The sequence below is a fragment of the Clostridium sp. YIM B02569 genome, assembly GCF_022320765.1.
Taxonomy (GTDB): Bacteria; Bacillota; Clostridia; order Clostridiales; family Clostridiaceae; genus Clostridium; species Clostridium beijerinckii.
On sequence record NZ_JAKJJX010000037.1, the window covers coordinates 1 to 14471 of the forward strand.

The window sequence follows — 14471 nt, forward strand, 5'->3', positions numbered from 1 at the left end:
GTCCATGGATTCGCTTGAACTATCTAACTGCATGTTATCCAAGCCAAAAAACTTCACATCAAAAATTTTGTTTGTGAAATCGCATGTTACTTTTTCAATTATATTTCTTAGTAGAGTTCGTTTTATATCTATATCATCAGTAGTATTAAAAGTTTTATTAAAATCTATGAAACTTTGTATTAAATGTTTTATTTCTAAAATAGAATCCTTTAAATGGGCATGAGTTTCTTCGCTACTAGATAAGATTAACTTTAATTTATTAACTTCAGTTGTCATTTCGGTAATTTGGGACCTATATATTTTTTTTACATCTTCCATTTCTGTTTTTGATAATTCATTAACGAGGTTTATAACCTGTTTTTCTTTTTCAATTATTTGTGATTTTAAATTATTAACTATCTGCTTATCAGAATTTTTTAATAAATCATTCAATTTATCATTATATGTCTTTAATATAATATTCTTATTATATGTTTGTATTGTTTCAACTATAATAGGGTCAACAATGTCACATCTCAAGTTAGGAGCTACACATCTATTAGTTAAATACTGCTTTTCTTTATTAGAACAAATATAATAAATATAACTCTTACCATCTTTATTTTTAGAATTATATTTTATTACCATATTTGAACCACATTTTCCACACTTTAATAGCCCAGAAAATAAGGCATTATTAGATCCAGTGCCACTTCTATTTGATATTTGTTTTGATTTTTCAGCATTAGAGTCGAGTTTCTTTTGTACCCGAAGCCAATCAATTGATGGGATAATTCCAGAATGACCTGAGATGGCAACTATTATATTATCTTTATCAGTTTTTTTGTTATAAGTTAAGTATCCATTTCCATTAGCTTTACCGTATACGTTAAAGTTTTTTGATTTTAGGTATTCGTGTGTAGATTCACTCGATTTGACATACAAACTACTTCTTAAAATTCTTTTTACACCAGTCAATTCAAAGTTTACTCCAGTTTTGCTTTTATATCCATTATTGTTTAAATCTTTTACAACATTTAAAATTGAGCCTTTAGAAAGATAGTTATTATATATAAACTTTATTATTTCTAATTCTTCATCGATAGGAATTAATTTAACAAAAGATTTTTCTTTCATTTCTTCATTCATATAATTAACTTTTTCTGAAGCATATCCAAGAGGCAGTTGCCCTCCAGACCATTTTCCTAACTTTGCAAGCTGAAGCATGTTATCTTTTACTCGTTCCGCAATTGTTTCACGTTCTAATTGGGCGAATACAGAAGCTATGTATATCATTGCACGGCCAGTAGGTGTACTGGTATCAAATCTTTCTTTAATGCTTATGAAATCGACACTATATTTTTGCAGTAATTCAAGTATTGAAGAAAAATCCGCAACATTACGTGAGATTCTATCTAATCTATAACAAATTAATACATTGATTTGATTAGATTTAATATCATTAAGTAATCTTTGGAAATTAGGTCTATTAACATTTTTACCACTAAAACCTTCATCTTCGTAGATTATGTATTCCAATTCCTCGTTTTTAAAATAAACCTCGCAATGATCTTTACATAAATCGATTTGATTCTCAACACTTTCACCTTTGCCAGTAAAGACTGATTTTCTAGAATAGATAGCTATTTTCATTAACAACACCTTCAATTCTAATTATTATAGATATGCAATTTAATATGTACTTTTAATAAATTTTAATTGCCTGTTTAACCTTACCTACTATTTCAATTTGATCTTTGACTATATCATACATTTGCGGAACATATTGAGGGTCAGTGCTCATCGGAATTAGTGTTATCATATTATTATTTTGAATAACTTTTTTTACTGTAGCTTCCATTCCGTCAATCAATACAACTCCAATTGCTCCGTTTTCAACACATGGGGTTTTCTCAATCAATAATAGCGAACCATCACCGAATTCTTGATTCATACTATCTCCTTGAACACGTAAATAGAAATAATCTGTATCGCTATTTAGAAAGCTTTTTAATGTAGGCATATAACCATCGATATTATCTACAGCTAAAATAGGTTTTCCGGCTCTTACTGAACCAACTATAGGCAAATTAATTATATTTGATTTATCTTCATTAATAGATTCATATACAGCGACTTCCTCTTTTACCCTATCAGCTATAGTAGCGTCCCACATGTCTATATCATTTTTGAAAAAATCAGAAGTTTCAACGCCTAAAATATCTGCTATTTTATTTAGCTTATCTACAGTAGGGTTTGTAAATTTATTATTTTCAAGATCGCTTATGTATCCTGCGGAAATGCCACTAACCCTTGCCAAATTATTAAGGCTCATTTTTTTATCTTTTCTTATCTTTCTTATATTATCACCTAACAATTTAAATTCCTCCGTTCATTCTGATAGAACAATAATACTACTTTTAATGTTCAATGTCAATGAAAAAAGAAGGAAATAAAAGAAATTCAATGAGATTGAAAGATAATTTACAAATTTAGTTCAATATGATAGAATAGAAGATTTGTTCAATGATGTTGAATATGCTATTATTCAATCATGCCGAACGATGAAGGGAGGAATCAAATTTGAACAGGATGAAAATTTTAAGAGAAGAATTAGGTTTGACAGTTAGGAAAGTTGCAGAGAGAGCTAATGTAGCAGTAGGCTATGTGTCAACATTAGAAAATGATAAAGAGAATAAAACTAATCCATCAAAAGATGTAATGACAAGGATTGCTAAAGCACTTGAAAGCACTGTCACAGAAATATTTTTCTAGATTTCAATAATTTGTACAAGCATATCAAAGTAATCAAAACTTCAAGGAGGGGATGAATTTGAAAATTAAGCTATCGAGCATTGAAAATATTCCTTACTTAGATGTTAATTCTAAAAAAATTAATTTGTCGATTGCAAGTTCAATGTATGAAGCACTTGAAGAATTACGTTCATTAAATACTGGACTAGATGTGAAATTTGAAAATTACAATCAATTCGCTGGACTTGTAAATGAGATTAATAAAATCACACAAAAAGATTAAATGCATATTATAGACTATAAAAATTTAAGGAGTAAGATCATGGCAAAACGAATTAATTACGATGAATTCAAGGTAGTATGCAATGGAGCTCCTTGTGAACAAGCACTAATGAATTACTATAGCATATTAATTGATTTCTTAGTTGGAAAGTTTGGAAAAGATTCAGTAAGGATTGCATTGGAAGAATTAATCAATGAAGGCTAAAGATGGACAGGCTGAAAAGCCTTATGAAACTACGCAACATAATTTACAAATAGTTAATGTATAAACACTTTTTAGATACAAATACTACCTAGTGAGTAAATCAAAAGGAGAGTTTGTATGAAAAAGCTACATTATGAAATTAGATGTGAAGTGACTGAAGAATTTAAAAAGCTGGTTACACGAAACATGCTTATTTTGTATGACAAATACAAAGATAATGAAAGAATATTTCCGAAAAATAGAAATGATAATTAGCAGGAATAAAAGAGACATAATTTACTAATAGTTAAGTAAGAAACCTAATTGACATAATAAATCTTATTTATCACATCTTACAACTCAAAGCAATTACATTCAGTAATTTTCAGCTAAGAGTAAAGTTTTAAGAATAAATTAAGAAAGGATGAGGAACATGGTTTCAATAGGAAATGAAAATGGAAAAGTTGTACCACTTAGATTTAACGAATTAAAAACAGTAAGAAAAACAAATGGTTATATAGGATTATTCTTGGATGATTTAGAGTTACAGGGAGTTCATCAAAATTCTTTTAAAATTAAAGAAATTGCAAATGGAATATCAGAAATAACTTTCAAAATGGATGTTAAACTCGGGAAATTAGAAAATATAGAAGAATTGCTTGCTAAAGAAGAGCAACATACCAAGTGATGGGCACTCAATATGTTGCGTAAGAAACTAAGTAGTAAAACTAACCTTGTCTTAATTTCTTATATCTTCTAGATAACTATGACCTTTTGACGATAACCCTAAAATAGAAAAACCAGTATTCATTACGTATAAAGTAAAACGTTCAAACAGCTCAAGCGAGTCACAATACTTAGCATTATAAATAACTTCGTCAGAACTATATGGTTTTAGTCTTTCGTATTTATTTTTATCAGGCTCGTAAAGCATATATTCTGTTGATGAAGTATTTTCTTCAATAGTCAATAAAATATCCTTAATGCAATCATTATTTAAATTCATAATATATCACCACCTTTCAAGTGGTATATTCTACAAAAATATGTAAAAACCTTTAAAACATACAAGATAAACAAATTGGGAATGGAAGTGAGGAAATCATAAAAATGAATGAACTAATAATTGATAGTGAATTTAAGGATTTATTACCACCGCTATCAGAGGAACAAAAAGAAGAGCTTGAAAAAGACATAATTAAAAATGGTTGCATAAATTCACTAACTGTATGGAAGAACATTTTGATAGATGGCCATCACAGGCATGAGATATGTACAAGAAATAATATTCAATTCGATATAGTTGAAATGGAATTTGAGGACAGGCTCGAGGCTATGGAATGGATTTGGATGAATCAAAAGAATAGAAGGAATTTAACTAAATATGAGTTAGCACAAATAGCATTGAAATTTAAGCCAGTAATAGAAGCTAGAGCTAAGGAAAATCAAAAATTATCAGAAGGTAGGCCTGAAAAAGGTTTGTCAACATTGTCAAACCTTAAGCAAAATACCGTTTTGACAACATTGACAAAACGGAAAGATAAAGGAAAAGAATTTGTTAAAGAAGATTTTGAGGAAACTGAAGATAATACAAGAGTAGTTGATTCTGATGGAAATCAGCCAATAGATGGACAAGTTGATTTTTCAGAGATAAATGAAGAAGAAATAAAAACAATAGAGTCAATAAATACAAGGAAAGAAATTGCCAAAATTGCAGGAGTATCAGAAGGGACCATCCATAAAGTTGAACTCATAGAAGAAAAAGCTCCAGAAGAAATTAAGCGGCAGGTGAAGAAGGGAGACATAACAATTAATAGTGCTTATGTTCTTACTAAATCAGCTATAGAGGCAGAAAAGAAGAATACTGAGTATGAAAAAGAGTACCAGAAGCAATTAGAAAAAGAACAGCAAGAGCAGGACGCACAAAGAAAGCTAGAAGAAATTGAGAAGAACCTTCCTGAAAATGCGGTTGTATTAGATAAGTTTAGGAAACCAAAGGAAACTCATATATTTGGAATTGAAGACTTCAATAACCTAACAAAGGATCAATTCAATGACTGTATAAAGCATTCTAAAAAATATCGTGATGCAATTAGTAAAGTAGCATTATTAAGTACAGACATCGAGGCATTAACGGCATGGGGGGCAATAGCTAATACTCCAGATATTGTAGAAATAGAGCTACAAGATATTAATTCAGCTATCCAAAATTTAATTAAGATACAGAACTATTTTAAAGGAGGTAAGTAATATGAGCGAAGCATTAGAAAAAAAGGCCAAAGAAAAGATACTAGAGCAGATGGACGAGCTTGGCGGAGAAATAACTACAGATGATGTTGTGGAGCTATTAAGACCACACTATATATTTAATATCCGTAAGCTTAGGGAACAAGCATTAAGAAGAACAGCCAATAATTTAATGGCAACATATCGTGATAACAAAGGTGTTAGAACTTGTTTTAGCTGCAAGGATGATAGCGGAAATTCAAAATATTTTAATATTGAAACTACAACTGATTTAAAAGCATTAAAAAACATTGAAATCCAGTTAAATAAAAAATATAAAGGTCTTAATATTTCTAAGAAAAAAGTTCAAAGAAGAAGAGATGAGCTTTCAGGACAAATATCATTTAAAGAAGTTAATAATTCATAGATTTAGGAGGAATTATAAAATGCAAAAATACAGATTACACGTTGATGAGACAGTAAATAGATTAAACTTCATTGATATTGAAACAAATCTAAATAAAAAAGAGGTTGATGCATTACTTACTAAAATTGAAAAAGATGAGATTACAAGTGCATTAGATTTAAAACAAAGATTAGAGGCGCAAGGTGTACAGGTAAAATCAATAAGAGCAAATAATGGACCTTATTACAGAAGAGCTGAAACATTGGAAATTGAGGAGCTAGAAGATGTCAAAAGGGAAGGAATTATGGTTAAGTTCAAAGCTTGTGATTTAAGTAAATCAATAATTGAACAAGCTATCGATGAACTAAGGGAAAGGATGCACATTAGTATTTCAGTAAATGGACCACAGTCAGATACAACTATTAAAATAAGTCAGCAACTAGATGAATTGATTGTTGTAGAAATGAGGTCTAGGCTATGAAAAAATGTGAAGATTGTGATGAATGCACATATATAGGCGAAGGTGATTATGTCTGCATTAAGGATGAACCTAAAATTGTTATTACTGAATTTATTATTGCAACAGATGATTATGGACAATGTGGAAATAAAAAAGCTACCAAGAACCCCGACCAAAGCGTTCAAAGTAGCTGCAATAGATTTTGAAAATATTTCAAGAACATTATAACACATGAGAGGAGGAATTCAAGTGTTAGTTAGATGTCAGTGGAAAACTTGCATTAATTATAAGGATGGAATGTGTAAAGCTCCTGCAATAGAACTTAAGAGTTTTGACTATGAAGAAGATAATGAGGAACTTGAGGGATTAAAATGCGACAGTTATAAATATGATTCCTTTTGGATGTGTAAAGAAGGTAGAGAAGTTGACTCTAAAGATTTTAATAAGGAGGCTGATGTAATTGGCAAATAATAAGATACAAGCATATGTAATAGGTGCATTAAATGAAAAATTAACTAGTATGTTAGAAATAGAAAAGAAGGCACTCCCAGAAGGTTTTAATAGACTTAGATTTAAGCAAAATGTTTTAAGGGTTTTAAATACTGTTAATTTAGAAAATATGAAAGGGCAGGAGTTTAACCTTGCTAAATGCATAATGCGTGGAGCATATCTGGGTTTAGATTTTGCTAACAATGAATGCTATGTAATTACCTATAAGGGCAAACCAGAATTTATGACAGATTACAAAGGCGAAACCAAGCTTGTTAGGAAGTTTAGTTCTAAAAAAATTAAAGATATTTATGCAAAGCTAGTTCGTTATGGTGATGAGTTTGAAGAAGGTGTTGACCATGGTAAGCCATATGTAAACTTTAAGCCAAAGCCATTCAATAATGATGATATTACGGGAGTTTTTGCAGTTGTTTATTACGAAGATGGTGCGATGGAATACGAAACCATGTCGAAAGAAGAGGTTGAGTATATTCGAGACAATTGGAGCAAAAAGGATAAGTATGGGAAGTTTTCTGCTGCATGGGTAAAGAGCTTTGGTGAAATGGCAAAAAAGACTGTTTTGAGAAGACTTTGCAAACATATAAATATTGATTTTGATAACATTAAGCAGCTTGAAGCATGGGAAGAAGGTTCGGATATGGAATTTGAAAATGAAAAGCCAAAAGAAGCTGCGACCGAAAAAAGTGATCTTGAAAAAGAATTAGAGGAGAATGAGGACATTGTTAAACAAACTGATTTTGTAGATACTCCATTTGAGGAGGTCAATGAATATGGTGATAACTAAAGAGAACTATTACAGCCTAGAAGCCGATTTAAGCACTATGTCAGTATCACAGTACAAACTATTTAAGCAATGTGAATTAATGGCTATGGCAAAGCTAAAAGGGGAATATAAACAGAGTGAAAGTGATGCATTCCTATTAGGCAAATATATTCATTCATGGAGTGAAGGAACTTTAGATGATTTTAAAAAAGAAAATCCAAGTTTATATTCAACTCAAGGCAAAACTAAAGGGGAATTAAAATCGACTTTTAAAGTAGCTGAAACAATGGTTAAGTCATTAGAAGCTGATTCAAATTGTATGAAATTTTTACAAGGTGAAAAAGAAGTGATTATTCAAGGTGAATTATTTGGTATCAAGTGGCGTGGAATGGTGGACGTACTGAACTTAGAGAAAGGATTCTTTACAGATTTAAAAACAACTCAAGGGATCCATAAAAAATATGCTGGATTAACTTTTATTGAGCATTATGGATACGTTGAACAAATGGCAATCTATAGAGAGTTAATTAAGCAGCAATTTGGCAAAGATTTAATTCCATACATTGTTGCAATAGAAAAGAATGATAATCCGCTTAAAGCAATAATTAAAGTAGATGAAAGGTATACCACACCAAAGCTTGAGGAAATTGAATACAACATTGAGCGCATTATAAAAGTTAAAAGTGGAGAAGAAAAACCAATTGCGTGTGGTTTATGTGACCAGTGCAGAAAAACATTATATGTAAGTCAGATATTCACTATTGAAGATTTATAGGGAGGAGAGCCAATGGAAGAAGAAAACTACTTCAAGATAGAAGGCGTAATGTCTAAAGGTTATGGAATAATGCCAAAGATGGTTGCATTAGATGAAAATCTGTCTATTGAATCAAAAGCAATATATGCATTCTTAACCTCATTTAGTGGAGTTGGACAAGGAGTATATCCTTCAGTGGAAACCATATTACATTATTTAAAGATATCTAAAAATAGATATTACAAATATAGAGATGAACTTATTAAGTGTGGATATATAAGTATACAACCCAGACGTAAAGGTCAAAGGGTTATAAGTAATCTATATGTGTTGAACATTTCTCTACGTCCTCATTTTGAAGATACACAAAATGAAGATACACAATTTGAAGATACACAAAATGAGGACACAAACAATAACAATAATAACAATAACAATAATAACAATAACAAATCTAATTTAAAAAAGAAAAAGCCTAGTGATTTTGATACCTTAATAACTGAATATACAACTAATAAGGAATTGAGAATTAACATTTATGAATTTATAAAAATGAGAAAAGGAATAAAAGCAGCTATCACAACGTTAGGTCTTAAAAAAATGTTAAATCAATTAGATAAACTTACAACTAATGATTCTGTCAAAATTAAAATTCTTGATAAATCTATTATGAATAGCTGGAAAGGAATCTATGAGTTAAAGGGAGAGAGTTATGGAGGCACTAAACAGAATACTGGATCAAGTGAAAAGAAGTTCAATGTTAAAATCCCAGAATGGAATCCAAGCTATACAAAATCAACAGGAGACGAACCAATATAAATGTAATTTGTGCAAAGATACAGGATATATAATAACACCGCAACCAGATAGACAACCTGTTATGACACAATGCAAATGTAGTGAGAATGACAAAATACGAAGGTTATGGCAGAATAGCGGAATTAATTCAGATAATATCGGAAGATCCTTTAGTAACTTTGAGGAATGGTCCACTAAGTCAAAAGAAATGAAATCTAAAGCCGTGGAGTATTACAAAGCATTTAATGTTATAAGGGCTAATAGGAGAAATTCAATTCTTCTTTGCGGCAATCCAGGAAGCGGAAAAACTCATATAGCTTTGGCACTAGCAAATAACTTTTTAAAGAAAAATATAAGAGTTGTGTACATGCCTTATAGAGATATAGTAACAAGTCTTAAGCAAAACATGATTGATGAAGAGTACTATAAAAAGACATTAAGCAAATACCAGACCTGTGAAGTGCTGCTATTAGATGATCTATACAAAGGTAAGGTTAATGAAACAGATATTAACATAATGTTTGAATTAATAAATTATAGATATCTTAATCATTTACCTTTGATAGTTTCAACAGAGTTTACAGTTGAGAAACTTTTAAGTTTTGATGAAGCAATAGGCAGTAGGATATATGAAATGTCTAAAGATTTTATAGTTGAGATTGAAGGAACGGAAAATAATTATAGGTTAAGGTAAAGGAGAAATAAATGGTAGTAGTTGAAGGAACGATAAAAGGCAAGGGACGTCCTAGATTTTTTAAGGGACATGCAACAACTCCTGAAGATACAATGACTTATGAAAATTGGGTAAGGATTTGCTATCAACAACAGGATAGAAGATATTTAGAAGGTTCTATAAAGGCAACAATTATAGCTTACTACAAAATACCTAAGAGTTATTCAAAGAAAAGGTTAGAAGCGATAAGGGCGGGGATAGAGCGTCCACAGAAGAAACCTGATATTGATAATGTGGCTAAAGTTATTTTGGATAGTTTAAATAAAATTGCCTATAAAGATGATAGCCAGGTCACAGAATTGATCGTTAAGAAAGTATTTACTGAAGAATTAGAAAGAGTCGAATTTGAATTGGAGGTAATAAGATAATGGGTAAAACAAGTGAATTATTAGATTTAAGCAAGAGAGTATTAAGTATAGATATTGATAGCCCTGTATTTAATGCAATGTTAACTGATTTAAATGAGGAAATACAAAGAGTTATAAAAAGTGTATATAATGGTGAATTTGCAAGCGGAGAAATATCTCTCAAACTTGAATTGAAAATAAGAGATGCTTACAAGGAAATACCTGCAACAGATGATTGTGGCAATATAATAAATGATAAATATGAATATAAAAAACCTAATTTTGAACATAAGATAACATCAACTTTAAAGAAACAATATAACTCAAAAGGTTGCTATGATGAGAATAAAGAAGTTGTGTGGGACGATATAAATGGAAAATATGTAGTACAACCACTAATAAATCCTCAAATGAATTTCATGGATATAAATAAGAATAGAGATTAAGTGAGTTCTTGCAGGACTAGGAGTGTTAGCAGCAGGGATTACAATTGCTAATGTTAAGGTTACTGCAAATTAAGAGGGGATTATTCCCCTCAACATAATATGTAGATGTTACAAAGAAATGAGGTAATATTTTGGGTAGAAAATGGATTTCAGTAAATGATAAGCTGCCTACTTCAAGTGGAAGATTTGAAGTTACAATAAAAGGTTGCAACAATAAACGTCATGTGGAGATGTGCAATTTCAATAAAGATTCCGAAATCTATGCATGGGGAGACAGGTGGAATCAAGTTAAAGTTATTGCATGGAGAGAACGAGATGTTCCTTATTTGGGAAGTTAAAATCGTTTCATGTTGAAAGAGCAAAGAAAGGATTTGAAATATGATAGTAAAAATACAAAAATCCCTAAATGATAGCAGTATGCTTATCTATAGCGAGGATAGAGAAATAATGTATCAAGATACTTTGGATCCTGATATAGAAAAAGTATTAGGTAATAAATGCAAAGGATATTTTCAAGCTGAATTAGATAAAAACAATCAATTAGTAATTGATAAAAAAATAAAAAATCAAAATTGGTGATAGTACATCTTGTGTAGAAAGTGTGCAGTAAAGGAGGGAGAAAATTGATAACAGCAAAGAGTTATTTTAGCGGAGCAGGAGGAATGGATTTAGGATTAACACAAGCAGGAATTGATATATTGGAATCTTATGAAATAGATAAGACTTGTTGTGAAACTCTTAAAAGTAACTTTAATCATAAAGTATATGAAACTGATATTTCTCAGGTAACAGTATTAGATCAACAGGATGCGGATGTTTATGTAGGCACATTTCCATGTACTAAATATTCAACTGCAGCTGATATTCATAAATCAAGGACTGGTGATGATTTGTTTTTACATTTCTTTAGGCATGTCGCACTAGCACAACCTGAAATGTATATAGTTGAAAATGTTCCTGGAATGAAAAAATTTAGAGTAGTCATGGAAGCTCTTACAAGACTTCCTGAATATTATGTGAGAGTTGAATGTCCTATTAATGCAAATATGTGGCTGCCACAAGAACGGAAGAGATTAATACTTATTGGAAGTAAGAAGCCTTTTAATGATTTGAAATATCCTGAAAGCAAACCAATAAAGCTTAAGGATATCATAGAAAGAAATATAGAAATAGAACTTCCTAAATATGCTCTTAATAGAATTAATGGAATCGGAAATTATAGGGACAAACCTATAATAAGTAATCCAGATTTAGATGATATTGCACCATGCGCGGTAGCTCATTATGGAACAGATCGAAGTACAAGACTTGTTGAAGTAGATGGAAAGTTAAGACCATATTCAACTAAAGAATATGCTAGATTACAAGGGTTTCCAGATGATTTTAAATTTTCAGGGAGCAATAGCAAAGTATATAAACAGATAGGTAATGCAGTTGCAGTTCCAATGGGAAAATGGGTTGGAGATCAAATTAAAAAGTATTTTAGTATGTAGATTTGACGTAGTAAATTATAAAAATGTTCTTTGAAAATTGAATAATGCGGTATTTATCATGTTTATGTTAGAATATTTATATAGAATAAATATGAAAGGGGTTTATAGATGGAAGAAATAATAAAACCATTTAAGAAATCATTATTTGATAACAATATTAAAGAAATTTGTATAAATATCTCTGAAGTTGGAATAGATTCATTTTTACAGGAAGGTCTAATAAAGGATATACCAATAGTTAGTACCATAGTAAAACTAGGGCAATTTGCTTATAATGTGTATGATAGAAACTTACTAAGACAAACATTTGTATTTATCAAACAGTTTAATAACAATTCAGTAGAACCAGAAAAATTAGAAAAATATAAAGAGTCCTTAGAAAAAGATTTTTCAAAGGCTGAAAAAGAGCTAGGAAGAGTATTAATTATATTGAATAAAATAATTGATTCAAAAAAATCTGTTATCTTGGCAAAATTATATTCAGCATATATAAATCAAAACATAACATGGGAAGATTTTTGTGAACTAAGTGACGCCAATGATAGATTGTTTGTAAAAGACATCTCTATATTATATGATATATATGATTCTAAAGGAGAATGTATTAAAGAAAATCATAATTATATATATCAAAGATTAATGTCAATTGGATTTGTAAAAAATGAGTTGATTCCAGAAAAGAATATATTTCAAAATATAATTCAAATTGAACCTTTGGAAAATCAAGTAAATGTAACTAAACTAATTAATATAACATCACTAGGGAATAAGTTTTGTGAAATATGTAGATAAAATTAAAGAAGTATTTTAAATACCGTATTATTCTAGAAATTTGAATTTGCGGTATTTTTTATATCCAAAATACTACGCAATACTAAAATAGGGTAAATAACACTATTGTTATAAGTCTTTATTATCATATGAAAATCAAGTGAAAAAGAAGGTGAGATAATTTTGAAGAAAATAATTGTTTTAGAAGGGCAAATTGATTTATTTAATATGCCAATTCAAGAACCTATTATCAAGCCTAAAGAAAAAGTTATAGTTGATAAACAAGAGATGAATGAAGACCACTTCCAGAAGATAATAAACCTTTATAAAGAGAGCTGTAATAGAATCATAAAAACTGTTTCTGGAGCATTACTTGTTGAATTAAAAGATAAGACAAAGTATTTTAATGGGCAAGGCGTGCATGAATTTGATTTAGGCGCAAATATTGGTTTAATGCCAGCAGATGAAATCCTTATTGTTAACCAAGATAAACCTTTAAATGAAATGCAGCTTAAAAAATTAGAAGAGATGAATCCAAATAGATATATAAAACGTAAAGGCGATGCAAACATAATAGTACCTGGTGATAAAACTACAGTTATAACACCTCGTGGATGGATAATAGAGTGGGAACAGAAGCCAGTATATAAAGAGTATGAAATTATTTTAAGAAAATCGGAGATAAAAGGTCAAGATAGAAATCTAAATGTAGGTGATGCAGTTGAATTCGAATATGCCAAAGAAACTTATAAAGGGAAAGTAGTGAGTATTTATAACAATGGCGAAACTGTAAATGTAGTTTGGAATGGAAAACATACAGCATTTTATTATAAATGTGTAAGAAAGATAGCATAGGAGGGCAGATAAATGAGATATAAGTTTACAGAGACAGAAACAACAGAATTACTAAATAAATTGGTTATTTTAGTAGATACAAGAGAGCAAGCGAATCAGCATGTAATCCAATGGTTAAGAAAGAGGAAAAGACCTTTTAAAATACAAACGCTTAAATATGGGGATTATTCATGTATGTTACCAATAGGAAGCTTTAAGGGACAAACAAGGGATATTTATTTCACTGATGAAATAGTTATTGAAAGAAAATTTTGTATTGATGAATTGGCCATGAATTTAAAAGATAATAAGACTAATATCAATGAGATAAAAAAAGAAATAATTGAATTGTTTGGAGAAAAGTATTTAGAAAAAGTTCTTAAGACTGATTATAACAGGCTGAAATACGAATTTGCCACCTTGAATAAATACAATATAAGATTCTTCATTTTTTTGGAGGATAAAAATTTTGATATAAATATAAGAGATTCATCTAGTTATAGATCAAAATACGAACCGGATAGATTATATAAAAGACTTAAAGGACTACAAAGTGAATTTAATACGCAGATAAGGCCAATAGATAAGGAATTTATAGGATGTGAAATATATAATACCTTAAGATATGAGGTGAGAAGTATATTTGTTCATAAGGGATATATAGAGGATACTGATTTGTTTTTAGAAGAATCAGCTTTGTAAAAAGAATGTTACATTATAAAAAATAGTAT

Annotated in this window: 25 protein-coding genes; 22 read left to right on the forward strand and 3 right to left on the reverse strand. The window is 29.9% G+C overall.

The genetic code is table 11. The features are described from left to right. Together L3B96_RS24525 and L3B96_RS24530 are read right to left on the reverse strand one after the other, a co-directional pair. A partial coding sequence (locus tag L3B96_RS24525; RefSeq protein WP_238948816.1) for a recombinase family protein occupies positions 1-1632 on the reverse strand: 1632 nt, incomplete at its 3' end. Positions 1633-1684: 52 nt separating this feature from the next. Then, on the reverse strand, positions 1685-2356 hold the full coding sequence (locus tag L3B96_RS24530; protein WP_238948817.1) for an XRE family transcriptional regulator: 672 nt from the start codon (positions 2354-2356) through the stop codon (positions 1685-1687). 215 nt (positions 2357-2571) lie between these two features. Between L3B96_RS24530 and L3B96_RS24535 the strand changes: the two genes are divergently transcribed. The 5 genes from L3B96_RS24535 to L3B96_RS24555 all read left to right on the forward strand — a co-directional run bounded on the left by L3B96_RS24535 (position 2572) and on the right by L3B96_RS24555 (position 3887). Further along, a complete protein-coding gene (locus tag L3B96_RS24535; protein WP_238948883.1) occupies positions 2572-2754 on the forward strand; it encodes a helix-turn-helix transcriptional regulator in 183 nt (60 codons plus the stop codon). 58 nt (positions 2755-2812) lie between these two features. Beyond that, on the forward strand, positions 2813-3016 hold the full coding sequence (locus L3B96_RS24540; protein WP_238948818.1) for a hypothetical protein: 204 nt from the start codon (positions 2813-2815) through the stop codon (positions 3014-3016). Positions 3017-3055: 39 nt separating this feature from the next. Beyond that, entirely contained in the window at positions 3056-3220 is a 165-nt protein-coding gene (locus L3B96_RS24545) for a hypothetical protein (RefSeq protein ID WP_238948819.1), read from the forward strand. 117 nt (positions 3221-3337) lie between these two features. Beyond that, positions 3338-3475 carry a hypothetical protein gene (locus tag L3B96_RS24550; RefSeq protein ID WP_238948820.1) on the forward strand — a complete coding sequence of 46 codons (138 nt, stop codon included), beginning with the start codon at positions 3338-3340 and terminating at the stop codon, positions 3473-3475. A gap of 157 nt (positions 3476-3632) precedes the next feature. Continuing rightward, positions 3633-3887: a hypothetical protein gene (locus L3B96_RS24555; protein WP_238948821.1), complete on the forward strand. Its 255-nt coding sequence runs from the start codon at positions 3633-3635 to the stop codon at positions 3885-3887. Positions 3888-3938: 51 nt separating this feature from the next. Here the strand turns inward: L3B96_RS24555 and L3B96_RS24560 are convergent, their stop codons facing one another. Beyond that, positions 3939-4205, reverse strand: coding sequence for a DUF2513 domain-containing protein (locus L3B96_RS24560; RefSeq protein ID WP_238948822.1), 267 nt, complete (start codon positions 4203-4205; stop codon positions 3939-3941). 104 nt (positions 4206-4309) lie between these two features. Here L3B96_RS24560 and L3B96_RS24565 point away from each other — a divergent pair, with 104 nt between their 5' ends. From L3B96_RS24565 to L3B96_RS24645, 17 genes are all read left to right on the forward strand, one after another. Further along, the gene (locus L3B96_RS24565) at positions 4310-5449 is read left to right on the forward strand and encodes a hypothetical protein (RefSeq protein ID WP_238948823.1); all 1140 of its coding nucleotides are present in this window, start codon (positions 4310-4312) and stop codon (positions 5447-5449) included. A 1-nt stretch (position 5450) separates the two neighbouring features. Beyond that, positions 5451-5852 (forward strand): hypothetical protein, encoded by a 402-nt coding sequence (locus L3B96_RS24570; protein ID WP_238948824.1) that lies wholly within the window; start codon positions 5451-5453, stop codon positions 5850-5852. Positions 5853-5871: 19 nt separating this feature from the next. Beyond that, a complete protein-coding gene (locus L3B96_RS24575) occupies positions 5872-6312 on the forward strand; it encodes an aspartyl-phosphate phosphatase Spo0E family protein (RefSeq protein ID WP_238948825.1) in 441 nt (146 codons plus the stop codon). Beyond that, the gene (locus tag L3B96_RS24580; protein ID WP_238948826.1) at positions 6309-6497 is read left to right on the forward strand and encodes a hypothetical protein; all 189 of its coding nucleotides are present in this window, start codon (positions 6309-6311) and stop codon (positions 6495-6497) included. Before L3B96_RS24575 ends, L3B96_RS24580 begins: the two co-directional genes overlap by 4 nt. A gap of 43 nt (positions 6498-6540) precedes the next feature. Further along, positions 6541-6762, forward strand: coding sequence for a DUF1540 domain-containing protein (locus L3B96_RS24585; protein ID WP_173711407.1), 222 nt, complete (start codon positions 6541-6543; stop codon positions 6760-6762). After that, positions 6752-7585: a RecT family recombinase gene (locus L3B96_RS24590; RefSeq protein WP_238948827.1), complete on the forward strand. Its 834-nt coding sequence runs from the start codon at positions 6752-6754 to the stop codon at positions 7583-7585. Before L3B96_RS24585 ends, L3B96_RS24590 begins: the two co-directional genes overlap by 11 nt. Further along, positions 7572-8339 (forward strand): PD-(D/E)XK nuclease-like domain-containing protein, encoded by a 768-nt coding sequence (locus L3B96_RS24595; RefSeq protein ID WP_238948828.1) that lies wholly within the window; start codon positions 7572-7574, stop codon positions 8337-8339. The genes L3B96_RS24590 and L3B96_RS24595 overlap by 14 nt, the downstream gene beginning before the upstream one ends. Before the next feature lie 12 nt (positions 8340-8351). After that, a complete protein-coding gene (locus tag L3B96_RS24600; RefSeq protein WP_238948829.1) occupies positions 8352-9137 on the forward strand; it encodes a helix-turn-helix domain-containing protein in 786 nt (261 codons plus the stop codon). After that, positions 9076-9810 (forward strand): ATP-binding protein, encoded by a 735-nt coding sequence (locus tag L3B96_RS24605; RefSeq protein WP_238948884.1) that lies wholly within the window; start codon positions 9076-9078, stop codon positions 9808-9810. The genes L3B96_RS24600 and L3B96_RS24605 overlap by 62 nt, the downstream gene beginning before the upstream one ends. Before the next feature lie 11 nt (positions 9811-9821). Then, positions 9822-10217 carry a RusA family crossover junction endodeoxyribonuclease gene (locus L3B96_RS24610; protein ID WP_238948830.1) on the forward strand — a complete coding sequence of 132 codons (396 nt, stop codon included), beginning with the start codon at positions 9822-9824 and terminating at the stop codon, positions 10215-10217. Beyond that, entirely contained in the window at positions 10217-10642 is a 426-nt protein-coding gene (locus L3B96_RS24615) for a hypothetical protein (RefSeq protein WP_238948831.1), read from the forward strand. Before L3B96_RS24610 ends, L3B96_RS24615 begins: the two co-directional genes overlap by 1 nt. A 131-nt stretch (positions 10643-10773) precedes the next feature. Further along, the gene (locus L3B96_RS24620; RefSeq protein WP_238948832.1) at positions 10774-10980 is read left to right on the forward strand and encodes a hypothetical protein; all 207 of its coding nucleotides are present in this window, start codon (positions 10774-10776) and stop codon (positions 10978-10980) included. 40 nt (positions 10981-11020) lie between these two features. Continuing rightward, positions 11021-11221 carry a hypothetical protein gene (locus L3B96_RS24625; protein ID WP_238948833.1) on the forward strand — a complete coding sequence of 67 codons (201 nt, stop codon included), beginning with the start codon at positions 11021-11023 and terminating at the stop codon, positions 11219-11221. Positions 11222-11265: 44 nt separating this feature from the next. Beyond that, complete coding sequence (dcm, locus tag L3B96_RS24630) at positions 11266-12135, forward strand: DNA (cytosine-5-)-methyltransferase (RefSeq protein WP_238948834.1); 870 nt, start codon at positions 11266-11268, stop codon at positions 12133-12135. A 108-nt stretch (positions 12136-12243) separates the two neighbouring features. Further along, positions 12244-12927 (forward strand): hypothetical protein, encoded by a 684-nt coding sequence (locus L3B96_RS24635; RefSeq protein WP_238948835.1) that lies wholly within the window; start codon positions 12244-12246, stop codon positions 12925-12927. 162 nt (positions 12928-13089) lie between these two features. After that, a complete protein-coding gene (locus L3B96_RS24640; protein ID WP_238948836.1) occupies positions 13090-13761 on the forward strand; it encodes a hypothetical protein in 672 nt (223 codons plus the stop codon). A gap of 12 nt (positions 13762-13773) precedes the next feature. Continuing rightward, positions 13774-14442, forward strand: coding sequence for an ERCC4 domain-containing protein (locus L3B96_RS24645; RefSeq protein WP_238948837.1), 669 nt, complete (start codon positions 13774-13776; stop codon positions 14440-14442). Positions 14443-14471 lie beyond the last annotated feature (29 nt).